General features: G+C 38.4%; 10 protein-coding genes. 4 read left to right on the forward strand and 6 right to left on the reverse strand.

The window, feature by feature from the left end:
* Window positions 1–226: 226 nt before the first annotated feature.
* From ACSBPO_RS20520 to ACSBPO_RS20530, 3 genes are all read left to right on the forward strand, one after another.
* Window positions 227–3,358: a S8 family serine peptidase gene (locus tag ACSBPO_RS20520; protein WP_442596595.1), complete on the forward strand. Its 3,132-nt coding sequence runs from the start codon at window positions 227–229 to the stop codon at window positions 3,356–3,358.
* Window positions 3,359–3,647: 289 nt separating this feature from the next.
* Entirely contained in the window at window positions 3,648–5,558 is a 1,911-nt protein-coding gene (locus ACSBPO_RS20525) for an EAL domain-containing protein (RefSeq protein ID WP_442596597.1), read from the forward strand.
* 54 nt (window positions 5,559–5,612) lie between these two features.
* Entirely contained in the window at window positions 5,613–9,827 is a 4,215-nt protein-coding gene (locus tag ACSBPO_RS20530; RefSeq protein WP_442596599.1) for a GGDEF domain-containing protein, read from the forward strand.
* Between the two features lie 72 nt (window positions 9,828–9,899).
* Here the strand turns inward: ACSBPO_RS20530 and ACSBPO_RS20535 are convergent, their stop codons facing one another.
* The 5 genes from ACSBPO_RS20535 to ACSBPO_RS20555 all read right to left on the reverse strand — a co-directional run bounded on the left by ACSBPO_RS20535 (window position 9,900) and on the right by ACSBPO_RS20555 (window position 17,094).
* A complete protein-coding gene (locus ACSBPO_RS20535) occupies window positions 9,900–10,619 on the reverse strand; it encodes a YwaF family protein (protein WP_442596601.1) in 720 nt (239 codons plus the stop codon).
* A 704-nt stretch (window positions 10,620–11,323) separates the two neighbouring features.
* Window positions 11,324–12,376, reverse strand: coding sequence for an HD-GYP domain-containing protein (locus ACSBPO_RS20540; protein ID WP_442596603.1), 1,053 nt, complete (start codon window positions 12,374–12,376; stop codon window positions 11,324–11,326).
* 202 nt (window positions 12,377–12,578) lie between these two features.
* Window positions 12,579–13,628 carry an LLM class flavin-dependent oxidoreductase gene (locus ACSBPO_RS20545; RefSeq protein WP_442596605.1) on the reverse strand — a complete coding sequence of 350 codons (1,050 nt, stop codon included), beginning with the start codon at window positions 13,626–13,628 and terminating at the stop codon, window positions 12,579–12,581.
* A gap of 91 nt (window positions 13,629–13,719) precedes the next feature.
* Complete coding sequence (locus ACSBPO_RS20550) at window positions 13,720–15,615, reverse strand: S-layer homology domain-containing protein (protein ID WP_442596607.1); 1,896 nt, start codon at window positions 15,613–15,615, stop codon at window positions 13,720–13,722.
* A 126-nt stretch (window positions 15,616–15,741) separates the two neighbouring features.
* Window positions 15,742–17,094: a hypothetical protein gene (locus ACSBPO_RS20555; protein WP_442596609.1), complete on the reverse strand. Its 1,353-nt coding sequence runs from the start codon at window positions 17,092–17,094 to the stop codon at window positions 15,742–15,744.
* A gap of 247 nt (window positions 17,095–17,341) precedes the next feature.
* Between ACSBPO_RS20555 and ACSBPO_RS20560 the strand changes: the two genes are divergently transcribed.
* Window positions 17,342–17,494 carry a hypothetical protein gene (locus ACSBPO_RS20560; protein ID WP_442596611.1) on the forward strand — a complete coding sequence of 51 codons (153 nt, stop codon included), beginning with the start codon at window positions 17,342–17,344 and terminating at the stop codon, window positions 17,492–17,494.
* 63 nt (window positions 17,495–17,557) lie between these two features.
* On the opposite strand, the gene ACSBPO_RS20565 is transcribed toward ACSBPO_RS20560, so the two are convergent.
* Window positions 17,558–18,583: an acyltransferase gene (locus tag ACSBPO_RS20565; RefSeq protein WP_442596613.1), complete on the reverse strand. Its 1,026-nt coding sequence runs from the start codon at window positions 18,581–18,583 to the stop codon at window positions 17,558–17,560.
* Window positions 18,584–19,055: the final 472 nt, after the last annotated feature.

Here is a 19,055-nt window from a genome sequence, read left to right on the forward strand (position 1 = left end):
TTTCCTTACATAAATCGCCCCATTTTCAGCTAAAGAAAAAGACATAAATCTACTTTTTCGAGCAATTCTACTGTTTCGTTCCTAGGTTGGATGTGCTAGTCCCTCTATAAGTAATTTAGTATAGTATGAATATACTGAAAGTTATAATTTTTCAGTATATTCAAAGGGGGGATTAGATCTATTATTCTTTGTTTCTTTTTAAATATTTTTTTTGGGGAGGAAAGGCATGTTAAAAAGAATTACGGCAATTTCACTAGTTTCTTTATTAGCATTTGGCAGTAGCGGCTCTGCTGTAACAGGAGGAATCACTCCACTGCCATTAGATGCCCAAAAACCGCAGCTTCCAATCAAGAACTTTTTAGCTACGGATCTACAAAAGATAGATCCAAATAAAGAAGTTCGCGTTGTCGTGGAGTTGGACGGCAGTACACCGGTTGAAACCGCAACAATGAAGGGTGTAAAGTACGACAAGCTATCCAAAGCAGAACGAAAACAACTTGAAAACGCAGCTAAAAGCAAACAAAAAACAACAAAGGATAAAATCAAAGGAAAAAACATTAACATTGAATTCCATCAAGATTTTGAAGCTATTGTAAATGGCTTTAGTGCCACTGTAAAATATGGCGATATTGAAAAAATTAAGGAAGTAGCAGAAGTAAAAGATGTTTACCTAGCAACCGAATATGAACTTCCAACCGAAGAACCAGATATGAAGTACAGCAAAGAATTAGTTCAAGCACAACAAGCATGGCGCGATTTTGGCTATGAAGGGGAAGGTATGGTTGTTGGGATCATTGACTCTGGTATTGATTCTTCACATAAAGATTTTCAATTAACAGATAGTGATTCCGCTGAATTATCTGCGGATGAGGTAAATAGTGCCATTACTGAGTTTGAACTGCCAGGGCATTTTCTAACTGAAAAAGTTCCTTACGGTTGGAACTATTATGATAATAACGATGACGTTGTTGATGACAATGTAGACACGGGAATGCATGGGATGCACGTAGCTGGAACTGTTGCAGCTAACGGTGACGAAGAAAACGGCGGTATTAAAGGGGTTGCTCCTGAAGCGCAGTTATTAGCTCTACGTGTATTCGGTGAAAATGAAGCCACTACATATGGCGATATTTATATCAAAGCCATTGATGATGCAATGAAGCTTGGGGCGGATGTTCTGAACATGAGCCTTGGTTCTACTGCGGGATTCGTTGATGCGGATTCACCTGAACAACAAGCCATTAAACGTGCCGTTGATAACGGAGTGGTCATGTCCATTTCCGCAGGTAACTCTACGTACTTTGGAAACGGCTATTTCTATCCATATGCATCGAATCCTGACTATGGAGTAGTCGGTTCACCAGGTGTTGCCTATGATTCTATTTCCGTCGCATCCTATGAAAACTCCTTCATGGATGTAGATGCAGCTGGGGTTTCTATTGATGGCGGCGAGGCAGACCAAGTGATGTTCTTATCGGCTGGTCAGAATGCTCCAACAGTGGGAACTAGTTTTGAGTTGGTTCCTGCCGGGTTAGGATACCCTGCTGATTTTGAAGGTAAGGACTTCAACGGCAAATTTGCTTTAGTTAAACGCGGTACCATAGGGTTTGTTGATAAAGCACTAAATGCTCAAAACGCTGGAGTAGCTGGAGTCATTATCTACAATAGTACAGATGGAACCGTTAATATGGCAACGGATGCTAAAATCACTATTCCGCAATTGTTCATGTTAAAAGCAGATGGGGACCGTTTTGCTTCTGCACTAAACACAGGTAAATCTGTTCAGGTTACCTTCGGTGGCGAAAAAATGACGATTCCAAACGTTGAAGCAGGTAAAATGAGTTCTTTCTCTTCTTGGGGGATTACTCCTAACCTTGATTTCAAACCAGAACTCACAGCACCAGGTGGACAAATTTACTCTACCCTTAATCACAACGAATATGGTATGAAAAGTGGTACATCCATGGCAGCTCCACACGTGTCAGGTGGATCAGCATTAGTACTAGAGCGAGTTGATGAAGAATTTGGTCTAGATGGAGCAGCAAGATCTAAACTTGCGAAAAAATTCTTATTAAACACAGCTAAACCAGTTGAATTTGATGGTGCACCTGTATCTCCTCGCCGTGAAGGTTCAGGTTTAATGCAGCTTCATGCAGCACTCTCAACACCGGTAACAGTATCAGACTCAGTGACTGGAGAAGCAAAAGTGGCACTTAAAGAAGTAAAGGGCAATGTTGTAACATTCACCTTAACAGCAGAAAACTACTCTGACAAAGCAGCAACCTATCAAGTAAGTGCAAGTGCTCAAACAGATAGTCCTGTAAACGGTGGCGGTGTATGGGTATCGGCGCCTAACATGTTTGGTGCTATTGATTTAGGAGCAATAACAAAAGTGAATGGTGAAGCAGTTAGCACGATCGAAGTTCCTGCTAAGGGTCAAACATCATTTGATGTTTCAGTTGATGTTAGCGATTTGGATGTAGTTTTAAAATCTTATTTCACGAATGGTTATTGGTTAGAAGGTTTTGTAAAACTAACGGACCCTACTGATACAAATCCAGATTTGGTTGTCCCTTACGTTGGATTTAAAGGTGATTGGAATGCAGCACCAATCCTAGACACTCCAGCTTGGGATCCGATGTCATATTACGGAATGACAGGTCTTCTTACCCATATGGGTGGAGGAAGCTACGATTGGTTGGGAGTTGACCAGGCAACTGGCGACCTAGATCCAGAATTAATCGCCATTTCACCAAATGGTGATGGCAATAACGACAGCGCCACTTACCTACTATCCCTACTTCGTAACGCAAAAGAATTAACGTTAAAAGTGGTGAATGAAGAAGGTAAGGTTGTAAAAGAAATTATGACCGAAGAAGATGTACCTAAAAACTACTATGATGGCGGAAGAGGAGCTATGTACTACCTATTCTCCAACTGGACATGGGATGGTACAATGCATAACGGTAAGATGGCACCAGAGGGCCAATACTACATGGAAGTCGATGCTACTCTTGACTTTGATGGTGCAAAAGCCCAAAGCTATAAATTCCCAGTGAAGCTTGACGTAACAACACCTAAATTAAAAACTACATTAGGAACAGACGGTAAAACCGTAACCGTAGATGTTTCCGATAAAACAAGTGGTGTTGCTTACTGGTATGTATTAGTTGACGGACAACCCGCAACTGAAACTCCGTATGTCCACGGCGAAACAGCCTACGTGCTTGCTCAGCCGGCTACAGAAGGTGAAACCGTAACCGTCGTTGCAGTCGACAACGCAGGTAACACATCTACTAATACTGTAAAAATTGGCAGTGAAGGTAACAACGGAACAACGGGAAATCAGAGAAAATAATAGAATAGTAACAAAAAGGCTAGTAATCTTTCTTGATTACTAGCCTTTTTAATAATCATCTAATCTCCCCTAGGAGAAACCTTTCGAATATATTGTAGCTTATTTACGTTGAATATAGTACTTTTGTACTATATAACAAAATCCGACATTTTTTTATAATTAAAAAATAATTAAAATAGTTCTAAAAAATGAAAATTCTAGTGTAAAATATACCATTTTTTAAAATTTACTCTTATAAATTTCATTTAAAATATTATTTATTGAATAACATTCCAGGGGGAAAACAACGATGAAGGTTCATAGAGAACACGGTATACTACTTTTTCTTTCCATTTTATCAGTTGGCTTTACGGTTGTAAGTGTTTCCATAAACCCTATGAACTGGAGTTTTAGTCTCCTCCTTCTTTTGATCCCAACGGTTCTTTTTGCGATAAATAGTCTAAGACAATCTCGTAAACTGAGTTTGTTAAAACACCAAATGGAAGATTTGCTTTTTCGCACAGAAATCAGTGAAAAAATCATCGAAAAAAATCCATGTATGATTTATGCAAAAGACTGGGACGGCCATTATTATTTAGCGAATGCTTCCTTTGCCGAGGCGTTCGGTGTGACAGCAAAGGATATTATCGGTAAGTCCGAAAAGGATTTTAACTCCAATGCTCCAGATATAGAGGAACGGTTGGATGAAGATAGAGAAATAATGAATGGCACGAAAGATAAAATAGTTTACGAGTGTGCTTTTCAAAATTCTAAAGGAGAAGACCGTTGGCTTCATGTGATCAAATTACCGATTATTCATAAGGGAAACAAGTATCTGCTTGGCGTAGCAACGGATATTACCGAAAGAAGGCAGCATGAGGAAATCGTGTATCAGCAAGCCCATTATGACGGACTAACTGGACTGCCTAATCGATTGAAATTTTATAGTGCCTTAAAGGGGCACTTAGAGAAAGCTGAAAATAACAACCTAAATGTGTCCTTACTTTTTATCGACTTAGATCGATTTAAACTGATTAATGATACACTTGGACATAGTATTGGTGACACTTTATTAATAGAGGTTTCGGTTCGTTTAAGGGAATGCTTAGATTCTACCTATGAACTCTACCGTCTTGCTGGGGATGAGTTTACGATTATTCTTCCCAATGGAGACTATGATGTAGCCGAATTAGTCGCGATAAAAGTAATTGACGAACTAGCTAAACCTCTTTTTATAGAAGGCCATGAATTTGTGATTACTCCTAGTATTGGGATTAGCGTATATCCTTATGATGGTGCCACTGCGGAAAAACTTGTCCAACAAGCAGACACCGCTATGTATATAGCAAAGGATCAAGGAAAAAATACCTATCGCTTTTATAAGCCCGAACAAAAATTAACAACATCTAAGCGGTTAATGCTTGAACATCAGCTTCGAAAAGCGATAGATAATGAAGAGTTTCTATTATTCTTCCAGCCAAAAATGAATCTCCAAACAGGAAAACTCATAGGTGTAGAAGCACTCATTCGCTGGAATCATCCTGAACTAGGAATGATCTCACCAGCCGAATTTATCCCGTTAGCTGAAGAAACGGGCTTAATTGTCCCGATGGGCGAATGGGTATTAAGAGAAGCGTGCCGTCAAAATAAAGCTTGGCAGGATGCTGGGATCCCGCCTTTTATGGTTTCGGTCAATTTATCGGCTTTACAATTTCGACATGACCTAACGAATACCGTCAATACGATTCTGAAGGAGACAGGCCTAGATGGCCAATGGTTAGAGCTTGAAATTACCGAAAGCATTCTGATGCTGAAAGAAGAATCCATTATTGTGATTTTAAATAGTTTGCGAGAAAAAGGAATTAAAATTTCAATAGATGATTTTGGAACAGGATATTCGACCTTAATGTATCTAAAAAATTTCCCATTAGATACATTAAAAATTGCTCAACCATTTATTCGTGATATTGCTCAAGATTCGACAGATGCGGCGATTGCCACAGCTCTCATTAACTTAGGACACAGCTTAAAGTTGAACGTGATCGCAGAAGGTGTGGAAGATCAGGAGCAACTTCGTTTCCTTACCGAACATCATTGTGATGAAATACAAGGATATCTGTTGAGCCGTCCATTGCCTGAACGAGATTTTATGCTTTGGCTTCAAGAGACGATGACAAAGGAAGATCGGATAAAATCGTTTTGTATCAAAGAACTTACATAAATCATTTTTGCATCTTTGAGCTACAAAAAGAGTCGGAGCTTGTTGGAGGACATTATGAGTATTCAATTAAAATCTAATTCATATAAAACGGCGTTTAACCACTCCTTATTTTCTGAGATCCGCTTCCATGATGGATTATGGGATTTTTTTCATCATTCAGAGATTGAAGAAAGATTGGTAGCTTGGTTAGATGCGGCAAAGGGTGATAGGTTCCGTTTACCTGTAGAATGGGAAATGAAGCAAAATGAATTGTATGTTTATTTCCCACCTCTACCTAAAGGCTATATACCTATCTCAGAGATTCATACCCAACCAATAGAAGAGAACGAAAAAATACAATTATTGGTTGAGTTATGTGATGCATTAAGTATTTTGCATAAAAATGACTTTATTTTAGGCTTTATCTTGCCGGAATCGATTTATTTCCACCCGGAAAATGGGTCTATTTTAATCGATATTCAGCCATTTCCTACTTCGTTTCCGTTTGTTAATAAACTGACAGATGTCTATTCTTATCAGTTTTTGTCTACCTATTCCCGTAGTTATTCGATGGCTCGAATTTCCGATTATTATGCGGTTGGTTTGCTTTTAGAATGGTTATTTCCAACCATTCCAACTCATATCGAGTCCATTTTCCATCAGTTAATTCATACTCCCAATATGTACCTATTTGCGGAAGAAATTGCTGCGGATTTACGGAAATCATTAAATATGTCAGCCCAGTCACCATTAATAGGAATGGAACCTACACCAAATTGGCTGCATCCAGCCCCTCTCCCTATTTCAGGTGAGAATCATAAGGTGTTGAGCTCATTTTTACGTTCTGATGAATTCCGATTTATTGGACTGATTTGTGAGGATGAAACAATTCTCTATGATATTTATAGTCAAAGCTTTAATGAAGTATTAGAGCATAATATCTTTTTTAGATTGATTTGTAAGGACCGTGCTTTTGCTACCTTACGTGATCTTATTTCAAATACGACAAGAGTGGTCCTAAAGTATTCACCCGATTCACATACACTTTTAAGAACACTAAATCGGAAATTTGACCAACTTTTAAAAAGACATTTTGAAGGGAATGATATTTTTTATTCCCTAACCGATTGGTTATTTCATTTTTTCAAAGAAGTGACACCTAAGCTTCCTTTACAAGAGCTTTATTATGCCTTTGAAAAATGTGAGGACTTTGATAACGACTCACAGCTCATTTTACAGTCCTTTTGGAAACAATATCATCAGGATATACCTGGCTTGCATTTCTTTTTCAGCGGAAAGACACTCCCGATTGAATTAACGGAGAGCTTACAATCGATTCTTAATCTGGATGAAAAAAAGCCTGATATCTATGAAAATTTATTAAGCTATCAACTTGGCAGAGCCCATCCTTCCCTTCTTTTTGAACTTTCTGATTGGTTAAATCAAAAGGAAGTGAATTATAGCAATTGCTCAATGATTTTAGAGGAATTAATTCAAAAGGAACAGTTAATTTTTAATCAAAACTACTGGAATAGCTCCCCTTCTCTTTTATTAGACTGGGATTCACTATCTCCGGAAAAAATCATTGCGAATAGATTAAAAGAGTTAGAAAACGAAGATTTAGAATTACTAAATGTGTTGGCTTGTCTACCTATGCCTATTTCGATTCGTTCTCTATTTATCGCTAACCATATGGATTTAAAAATCCTGCCTACATTTTTAAGAAAGCTTTCAAAATTAGGCTTATTATTTGTATGTAATGATGAATGCATGTTTGTCCCTAAAGAAGTGGTTACACAAATCCAACTCCTTTTATCGGAAGAAGAGCAAAGGGCTTTCTATCAAAAAGCCCTTACGCTCCAATATCATCATCAGCCAAATGTACTTCCTCCGTTAATTGTTCTTGCTCAAAAAGCAAAAATGGAACGGGTGGAATATTATTTATTGCTTCGATATTATAGACCGATCAATGCTTTTCTGACCTATGAAAAAAGAAAATCATTATTAGAAAGAATTAAGGTATTACACCAAAAGCTAAATCGCCGACCTAGTATATGGCTAGATCGAATGATTTGCCGTTTAAATCAATGGTTGAATCAATTTGCTCCTGCAGCGGAGTTAGCTTCGTCCGTCTTTCATCGAACTGGCAGACAAGCCGATCGGATCGAGTGGCTATTAATTTTAATGAATCGAAATGAAATTGATCTTCTTTCCACTCGCAAGGAAATGTTTGAGATGTTGGAAAGTGACCATCATTTAGACGATAAGGTTAGGGCTGCTTATTTTATCTCATGGAGTAATTTTTATATCCCTTTGCAGCGAGAAGAAGCCGAAAGAGTATTAAATTTTTATATCCTGAATGCTTATTTTAATCGCAGCAGCATCACTCCCCGATATTTCTGTGAACTGACGATTGTGATTTGTCTGATCATTTTTAAATACTTTCCTGAAAAAGAGGAATGGGGCGTATCCTTACTTGAAAAAACAGAATCTATTTTAGAGACATCTTTTCATCAAGATTTAAAGTTACGTTTATACGATGCCTATAGCTTCCAAAGCAATATGAAGCTCGTTTTCAAATATATTCATCTTGGAATTGAAGGGTCTAAACGAAGAGGCTTTACCCTAAAGGAACAAGTTGGCCATCTAAACGGGATGGAAGTTTCCTTATATCAAGGGGATCTGGCTAGCTACCACTATCATAATGAACAAGTGGTGGCAGTCGATGAAATCAAGCGGAAAGATTTAGCGGAAGGATACATTCTTCATCACTTATTGCTTGCTTGTGAATGGGAAAGATGGGATTTATTCGAAGAGGAAAATACCCATTTATCTAGTCAGCCCGTCACCACAACCAATCAATCCTTATGGGAGGTATACAAACGCTACGCAGCCTACCGTAAAAAGGAACCACTTCCCGATCCGATTCATTTGGAGATTGAGAATGAAGAGTCTTTATTTTTAAATGCTCTTTATGAGGCGGAAAAAGGATTTGTGGAATCTGCCTGTCGCTTATTCCAGGCCAGTATCGATAAAAATCAGGCTGGTATGATTGCAGGCTGGTCTTATCGAGAGATTCTGAACTTACAATTTAAATATAAACAAAACGAGATTGCCTATTGGCTCGGGGAATTTAAAACCTATTTGAAAAAGTTTTCGTATGATGTGTTTTGGCCAGACTATTATCGCTTTTCGGCACTATGGGCCAAAATGAATGGAGACCTTAAAAATACCCTTCTTTTCGCTCGACGATCTGTGAATGGTTATCAGCTCATCGACAAAAAGAGATGGCAAGATTTTATGTCAGAAAAATTAGAAGAAACGATTGCACCGGAAATCATGCAGACGATGACGGATATAAAAGATCCGCTTATCGTGGATAGCTTGTTACATGACAGACAATACTGGCTCCAGCAAGCACTTGAATTGCAAGTCATTATCCTTTTAAGTGAACAAATTACCGAGAAGCTTGAACTATCCGAGACGGTTCATCGTTTATCCCAAGCTCTTTTCGATTATTTTCCAGTGTCTCAGATTGTGGTCACATTTAATCTTTCTCATCATAAAGAAAAAAAATTCTTCTCAAATTCAGGGCTGGTCGATAATACGGAACTACTTTATTATCAATCAACTGATAATCAAATGATGAAGAAGGAATACTCGCTTTATCAACAAGGGAATCAATCTGTATTCATGGATGTCTATATAAAGGATACAGACCCAATCAAATTACAGCATATGGATCACTTCCTTTCCTTTATTAAACCGCATTTCGGAAATGCGTTATTGTACAGAGAAATGGTGGTCGATGATTTAACCGGCTATTACTTAAAAAGGTATTTTATCGAAAAAATTAAAGAGGAACTGGAAATATCCAAACGATATGGGTTAGACCTTAGCTTGATCATGATCGATATTGATGACTTCCGAAAAGTGAATGAATTTGGTCACCAAGAAGGCGATCGAGTTTTACAAGAGGTAGCAGAGATCATCCAGTCTAACTTACGTAAAAATGATATCCCAGGAAGATACGGCGGTGAGGAAATTTTATTAATCCTGCCGAAAACGGATGGACAAGCCGCTTTACAAGTTGCCCATAAAATCCGAGAGCAAATCGAACAAGAATTTTCGGTTGGACGCCCTTATACAGTTACGGTTAGTGTGGGAGTTTCCTCTCTAGAATTATGTAAGGTAGAGACGGTTGAGGATTTAATCAGTTATGCGGACAACGCGGAAATCCAAGCGAAAACCACAGGTAAAAACAAGGTCGTCGCTTCGTGGATGTTTTAGGAAAATAAATAGGTCAGACTCATAAGGTTTTCTTAGGACCTTTGTGAGTCTGACCTTTTCTTGGTGGAGCGGTCACTTTTGTCTACCTTTAATGAGCCAAAAAGGAAGATACAGAATAAAAAAGGTCATAAGAGCAATGAGTTCCAATGAAAAAATATAATACGGCCATGGACCTAAATAATCCAATATCGATGGGTTAACTGGTTTTGCCGAGATATACATATAGTTTCCCTTAATAAAATCATTCAAGATAAAGACAAACAGGGTATAAATGTTGAGATACAAAAAGGCTCTCCACAAACTTTGAAGGGTGGGGCGATATTTTTCCACCAAAACGAGAAACAAATTAGCAACCACAATTCCACCATGTGAGATAAAAAAATGGACATAGCGAAAGTGTGGGAAGGTATACGCACTAATATCCGGTGTAATCATCGCCTGTAAGGCACTTCCTACTCCTGCAAAGTAGGTAAATTCAAATAAAGGAAAGCTTCGCGTTAGTATTGCTGCCGCTGAAAGGATAACCGAAATACTGCTTAAATGAAACGGCAAGGAATATTGAATCGTCCATTCTTTAATCCTCCACAACCAAACATGTAAGGAAATTTCAGATAAGATGAGAATGGCAGCTATCGCGACCCGTACCATTAAATTGATACGTTCTTTCCTTAACGTTTTTCGAAAAAGATAGATGCAAACGATGCTTAATAGAAGTGCAGCAAGAGTTATTAAATGAACAAGAGAAAATAAAACAAAGGAAGCTTCACCATCTTGCTGAAAATACTTTTCCATTTTCATCACCAACTATTTTTTTTGTCATTATTCCCTATTGGGGGGAAGCAACATACATGAGTGTGACTCCGTTCATTGGTGGGTAGTTTTGGAGACAGATAGTTGGGTGGTACGGAAAAAATGAAGCTGTCTGGCGACAAAATAACGGGGTGGGAAACATAATAGGTTCGGTGAGAGGGAGAATAGCATTTATAGGACACACAATCCGTTATTTTTAAAAATATGGGTGTTTTCAAGCTCGTATAGGACACACGATCCGTTATCGAGGTAAAAGGTGCCCATACCTGCTCTATTATTAGCTAATAGCATACCCTGTGTCCGATAACTCCTCCAAAATAGCTTAATTGACACAAATAGCGTATCCTGTGTCCGATAAAAATTAGAAGAAACATGTATCGGACCTACAATCCGTTATTTTTAAAAATATGGGTGTTTTCACACTCTTATAGGACACACGTTCCGCTATCGAGGTAAAAGGTGCCCAATTTTGCGTGATAATAAGCCAATAGCGTACCCTGTGTCCGATAGCCCTTCCAAAAGAGCGTATTTGACACACATAGCGTATCCTGTGTCCGATAAAAATTGTAGAAACATTTATCGGAATGCAAATCACCCAGTTTTTTCAGCAAACTAATTTTTTCCGATACTAGATAATTGTTGAAGATTCTATTTCCACTGCTAAAGGGAAATACCATCCTTATTACCTAAGCAATAATCGCGTCACATCTCACAATCATCGTACTTAAAGAGGTCATTAGATTGATATCGATGAACTCCTTCAGTTTTTGGCCAGATTTATCTTTAAAGAGACGAACTTTAGGTCGCTGTGGGAAGTTCGCGTTATTCCCAATTACCACTCCCGTTTCCCCGGTGTTTAGTAGGACCGTTAATCCAATAGGATAGATGGCAATGGAATTTTTAAACGCCTCTACGACTTCGGGGTCGAAACGGGTGTAACATCTTGCTAGAATCATCTCCATTGCTTCGTGAGGCAAAAAGGATTTTTTCATCACTAAATGATCAAATGCCTCCGCCACAGAAATAATTTTGGCAAAGATATGTATTTGGTTTCCTTTTAGGCCTCTAGGAAATCCCGTACCATCCACATTTTCGTGATGCTGGTAGGCACAATGAGCAGTTAGTAGGTGCATATCTTGTTTTCTTAACATATCGAACCCAACTTCAGGATGCTTTCTTAATTCACTTTGATCGCTGTCCTCAGGAAGGCTAAGCTTACCGATATCATGAAATAGAGCGCCCATTCCAAGTAGATGCAGCTCATTTTCTTTCATTTTCAACTGTTTTCCCATTGAAATAGAGTAGAGACACGTATTAATAGAATGTTCAAATATGGCATTTCCAGGCGTTTGCATGTCGCTCAGTAAGTCTAGTAAACTGTCCGATGAATTTAAATCTTTCATCATCTGTTCGAACACCGTGGATAAATCTTTGATTAACCTTACTCGCCCAATCGCCTCTTTTTTAGATGCTTTTTGATCGGTAATGGAGGAGAAGACCTCTTTTAGCTTTGAGGATGTATTTAGTCGTATTTGCGGCGAAATCGTTTTATTCACTTCAATATCGGACGTCAATTCCGATTGAACATATAAAAAAGGAATATTCATCATCTTTAATCTAGCAATAAAGGTAGATGAAAGGGTGCTGCCTTGATTTAATAGAATTCTACCGGTTGAATCAAGAATGGGCTTCGCTAGGATCAAGCCTTCTTCACAATTATGTATCGAAACTAGTCTCACGATGCCCACCCTCTACTATTATTAAAATAACCTTTTATCAAACTAGTTTAATTATAGTGATTGGGGACTATTTTTTAAATAGGAAATTGCACGTTTATTGATGATTATGGTAATCAAATTTATTTTTCACCAAATTGACATATCTTTTTTTAAAAAAATGCCCTCGGTATAAGGGCTATTCCCCTACACAGAAGGCATTTGTTTATTGTGCTGCTTCCCATTTGGTGATTTCATCTCTTACCCTTGGAGCTACCTCTTTTCCCAACAACTCGATGGCTCTCATCACCTCGTCATGCGGCATCGAGCCAACTGGAACGTGCAGCATAAATCTTGTAATACCAACATTTTTTCGAAGATGAATGATTTTCTGAGCAACGGTTTCTGGGTCGCCCACATATAGGGCTCCCTCAAAGCTTCGAGCCATATCAAAGCTATTTCGGTCGTAATGAGACCAGCCTCGCTCTCGACCAAGCACATTCATCACTTGCTGGGTCGACGGGAAAAATTTATCCGCTGCCGTTTGGGTATCATCCCAAATAAAACCGTGTGAATGCGAAGCTACCGGCAGCTTGGCTGGATCATGACCCGCTTGAGCAGCCGCTCTTTTATATAATTTTACAATGGATGCAAACTGCAACGGACTTCCACCGATAATCGCTAGAACGATTGGCAAGCCAAGGACACCAGCACGAATGGCCGATTGAGGGTTACCCCCACTGCCAATCCATACAGGTAAAGGGTTCTGGACTGGTCTTGGGTAGACGCCTAAGTTATGGATAGCGGGACGATGGCCACCTCTCCATGTTACCTTCTCTGACTCTCGAATTTTTAACAAAAGCTCAAGCTTTTCATCAAATAGCTCATCATAATCTTGTAAATCATAACCAAACAGCGGAAAGGATTCGATAAATGAACCGCGCCCCGCCATAATTTCCGCTCGTCCATTCGAAATACCATCAAGCGTCGCAAAATCCTGAAACACACGTACCGGGTCGGCGGAAGAAAGCACCGTAACCGCACTCGTTAGCCGTATATGTTTTGTCTGTGAGGCAGCTGCCGCCAACACCATCGCTGGTGAAGAAGCCGCAAAATCCTGGCGGTGATGCTCACCAACACCAAAAACATCCAAACCAACTTGATCGGCTAAAACAATCTCCTCCACAACCTCACGCAACCTCTGCGCATGGCTAACCACTTCCCCCGTCTTCACATCAGGCGTAGTCTCAACAAACGTACTTATTCCTATCTCCATTCATTAATCCTCCCTATGAAGCATGGGGGACGGTTCTCATGCTTCACTTCTTATTGAATCTCCCCAACCGTTCAGAATGGGGAGATTATAATTAATTACTTCCAAGACTATAGACGGCATATGTCGTTAAGACGTAAAGCTTTCCATCGCTGCCAATAGCCATATCGATGACACCAGAATTTAATTTTTCACTAAAGATAGAACTGCCATCCGGTCTGTAGGCATTCATATTCCCTTCCATGTCTCCTGCATAAATCGTGCCGTCTTTACCGATTAGGGCTGATGTAATCCATCCACCTGTTTTGACAATCCAATTCTCGTCATTCTTTGTGATATCACTAAACGCCAACTCGTCATAAAGCTTTTCACCATTAAAGGTTTCTTCATACTTGGGTGCATTTTCGACATCCTTCAACTTGATAGAAAACAAGTTTCCTTCTTCATCACCGATGTACAGGATTCCCTTTTCGCTTATCACAGGTGAGGCGGAAATATTGGCACCGGAAGTAACGATGACGGTACTGCCATCATCTTGAGTGTAATCAGATACAGTGGTATTTAACCTTAAGCGCCACTTTGGTGTTCCATTTGGATTCATCGCTCCAAGAAGTCCTGTATAGGTTCCAAAATAAATCGTTTCATCCGAACCAATGGCAGGGGAAGAAAAGCTAGTTTGAGTCATGTAATATGGTTTTAAAAAGTTACGCTCTTTAAAATAGAGGTTATGTGCAAACATATAGCCGCTTTTTGTGAGAGCAGGCGAAGTATAGATACCTTCACCGCCATAATTTAAAGTATCAAAATTCCAAAGGATTTTACCAGCAGAATCGATAGCATAAAGGATGCCGCCTTCATCAAAATAATTTCCCGTACCCACATAAATATTTCCTTTATCATCAATAACCGGATGGGATCCGGAGATATCCTTTGCAAAAGTGGCCTGCCACTTCAAAGTTCCATCAGGGTTTAAAGCCAATAAAGCGCCTTTGCAAGTATTTAATTTACATATACTTGTATCTTTTGTTGCAAATTGTAAGGAAACTCCTACATAAATCGTCCCATCCTCTGCAATAACAGGTGATGTCCAGATTTCTACCTCATCATCTAATAAATAAGCCCATTTTTCTCTTCCATTTGGATGCAGGGCAATGATTTGACGAGCCAGGCTATCTCCGACATAAATCGTCCCATCCCGCCCCATGGATAACCCTCCATGAAAACCATAACCATCAAATGTCCAATTCACAGTAGAATTTTCAGGGCCGACAAATCTGGATTGGCGCGTCCAGTTACTAGAGGTTGGCTGAATGGCCATTAAATCATACTTTCCCTTTAAATAACCTTCTCCTTGTAAAAATTCAGTCGTTGCTTTCATTTCATTGACAACTCTAAACGAAGGGTCTTTGGCTCTAGCGAAAAAAACAGCGAATGACGATCTTTTGATAGGGTCATTCGGTTTAAACGTATGATCGGCGTAAATTTTCGTAATCCCAGTCGATGCTAAGGCACTGACATAGCTTAACAGTTCACCAGAAACATCACTAATTTTTCCATCATAGCTTCCTTTTACTTCAAAAGCTTTTACTAAAATTCCTGCCATTTCTCCACGCGTCAACGTTTGATTAGGATTGAATTTCCCTTTGAAGGAGAAAATGCTAGAATCAGTGACCGCTGCTACATACTCGTACCCATACTGACCTTTTTTCATATCTAAAAATCCAGGATCAGGTCGATTAGTAGTATCTAACTGTAAAGCGCGAACTACCATAATGGCCGCCTGTAAACGAGTAACTAGGCGCTCTGGCTTAAAGGTCCCATCACTATAGCCCTTAATAATCTCCGTATCCACCAAGTACTCAATCTCCATCTTCGCCCAATAGTTCTCAGGAACATCAATAAACCTTGTAGAAGCCTGAGCCGTTGTAAAGCTAGAAACTAAAAATCCTAAAACTAAAACAACAATCATACGCATGGTCAATTTTTTCATATTTGGCTCCTTTGAGGCATGGGGACGGTTCTCTTGCCTCACTATTCATTTAGTAAACTCGTAAACTCAAAATAAGCGGTTTTAAGAATTGGATGAATGAAGCAAAAGAACCGTCCCTCTGCTCCATTATAGTGACTGCAGTAAGTTTCTTTCTTTCATTAATTCGGATTCTTTGGCTAAGGCAAGAAGGCCGGCGCTGCTTGGATAGAGAAGTTCGTCTTCCAGTAAGTTTTGGAGATCATTGACAGGGACTACTTGGAGGTCAATTCCTTCAAAGTTTATTTTAAAATTTTTCTTAAAGAAGGCTGGATTATCAACGACTAATAAAAACGAAAGTTCTGGTCGTAAGGATAGGAGGTCAGTCACATTCCCGAGAAACTCCAGTTTTGCCTCACCATTTTGTAACATTGCTTCCAGGTCTACAATATCCGGATGACGATGAATGATTTCATTGACTTCACCAGTCTCGTTAGCTTCATAATCTTTCCCATTAAAAACTTCTTCAATCAATTCCCGAAACAAGGCAAGTTCGACATCAAAATTTTGTTTGATGATATATTTATTGACCGTTCCTTCTTTTTCAAAAATTTCAAAGCCACCGGCAGGAATAATATGCCAGTAGTTAGGTTTAATAGCTACTTCCTTTGATCTTTTAAAAATTAACGTACAGTATTGATTATATTTTTCATGAAAACCGACTACCATCATTTGAACGCTTAGGAGTGAATGACGATTATGCCCCTTTATAATGAGGTCATTATTGGTCTGTCCCTTGTGAATTTGATTTCGGTAGGGTAACTTTTTTACAATTTCATCTTTTGAAAGATGGGTTAATTTCATTTTGGTTTTTTTGTACGTTTTAAAGAGTTCATATTCTAAAATATGACTAGTTAAAACGGTGTGTTTATATTGGCAGACGTTCGCCTTAAAGCCTGTAATCTCGTTCTTATCATTGAGTACATATTCATCTAACTCAAATCCAACTAAATTAGGTCTTCTAATTGTACCTCTCATAATTTTAAAATAATGTTTCTGCCTGCGATCCAACTTCAAATCAGGCACATTCAAGTCTAATAGTTCCCCAAATTCTTTCATATTTTCTTTGAAGGGATATAGGATTTTATTTGCTGCTTTATGTACGATTACCAAATGGGTATCATGAAACAAATGAACTAAAGGTAGATCAGCATATATTTTTTTAAGAATTTGATGCTGCCATTTTACAAATTTCTTTTCCGTTGAATGCTTATAAAACGCCTCCCTAGCCTTTTTATATCGTTCCTCCTTATCTTTCCCTTGAAAATACAAAACTACTATTCTTAATAAATTCACATCTAATACGCGTTTAATGGCTGAGTTTACCACCAATAACAATAAAATAATCAATGTTATAACACCAATGACCGGTTGTTCCACCAATTGCTTTAAAATCGGCCCAACCACAGCCTGTGAAGCCAGATAATCTTTTAACTCCTGCATTACGAAACCCCTTTTTCCATTATAAATAAAATACCTATTCCATATTATAACAAAAGTGAAGCATGGGGACGGTTCTTTTGCTTCACCAATCCATCTTCTTGCAGAAGCAGGAGCAGATGCAGAGGGACGGTTCTCATGCTTCACAAAAACCTTTCTCTTTTACAAAGAACTCTCCCTTTCGGAAATATTATTCGTTAATCAGCATAATATAGGTTACAAGTATCTTGACGGACAGGGAGAGATCAACATGGATGAGCGGAAAGTAGAGGTTTCTTACAAAGTCATAGCCGATGCAAAGGAGATATTAACCGTGGCAATATTTATAAATCAGCGTCTATTGCATATAGTTGCAGGAAAAACATCGGTGATGATTCCAAAATTAAATAAACTCTTTGGATAACCGTGAAAAATGGAATTAACCGTGAGAAATGGAATGAAGCAGGAGAACCGTCCCCCTGCTTCATTAAATGACTTTTTTTAATACTGGAATCCATGAAATAATTAAGGATAAGATTAGGCAAATGATAAAGATGGCGAGACATATTAATGGGATGTTGATTAAAACATTTTGGTTGAATAATGAAAGTAAGGCACTTTTTGATTTCATCAGCTTCAGAATATACGGATGTAATAAAAAGATACCAAAGGTTAAGGAACTTATTTTAGTTAGGATACTGGTATTTTTCATTTTAAAATTGACGACGTATTTAAAAAAGACAAAAATGGCGATGGACATCATGAGTACATTCGGTGAATTATACTCGTAAAACATACCGAAGAATTGGCCATCCTGTCGTCTAGTGAATATATAGGTCCCGTAAAAAGTGATGAAATAGCTCAAAGCTCCTAAAAAATAGATGAGGAATTGTTGCTTTTTCGAAAAAGATTGGCGGAATAAAACATAGCCTAATAGAAAATAACCTAAGTAAGTTCCAAACGGTTTGAAAAAATTAATTTTAAAAACGGTAGGAAACGTCCCATTTAGAAATGGAACCAGTGAACAAAAGAGAAACCAAACAATCAGGATGAAGATATTCAGTTTTTGGTTAGACTGTTTCACAAATAAGATTAAAACCGGTGAAAATAAGTAAACCGCTATTAGTGCATAAAAAAACCACAAATGTACCGTAATCTTATTGTTGGCTAAGTCTAAAAGGAAAGGAACAAGAGCAAACCCTTTATGTTCCACAATAAAATAAAAGACACTAAAAAATAAAAAGGGAATTAATATTTTATTGAATCTCTTCTTTAGGAAAAAGCCTAAATCAAAATCTCTTTTTGAATTAAGAAGTAAGGCTCCACTTATCATAAAGAAAATCGGTACACTCCATCTCGTGGCGCTATCTATTAAATTCCCCTGCAAAAATTGAACCGTATCCCCCTGCCCCATTTTTAAAAGCAAAGGCGCGGAAGTATGCAGCATCACAACCGCAAACGCCGCAAAAATCCTCAAAAAATCAATATAAACAATCTGCTCTCTTCCTTGCACTTTATAAAACCCCTTGGAAGAAGCATGGGGACGGTTCTTCTGCTTCATTTTACTTATTTGTGATGATGCACGAGAACCGTCCCTCTGCTTCGTGCTCTCTATTTTTATAATCTTCATTTAGTTTAGCGTATCTATTATGATGAAACAAGGGTTGAAGCAAGGGGACGGTTCTTTTGCTTCGTCAACATTTCGTTTACGAAACACGAGAACCGTCCCCCTGCTTCATTATCCTCTTTTTTAATAACTTAAAAACTTCTAATATCGCACAGATGATGATTACGGGTAATAGGAATAGTGTTTTCATGCTCCACATCAAGATCATCCCTTTTCTTTTTGGGGTTGGTTTCGTGTTTCACCATCACTTAGGTAATCCAAGTAGTATAAGTATTGGCTAATTTATAGTCTTTTATACTATTAATTTATATGTTTATAAATGATGGTTTACGATATAGCCGTCATCCAAAATTTATAG

Source organism: Neobacillus sp. D3-1R (assembly GCF_052180215.1).
Taxonomy (GTDB): domain Bacteria; phylum Bacillota; class Bacilli; order Bacillales; family Cytobacillaceae; genus Pseudoneobacillus.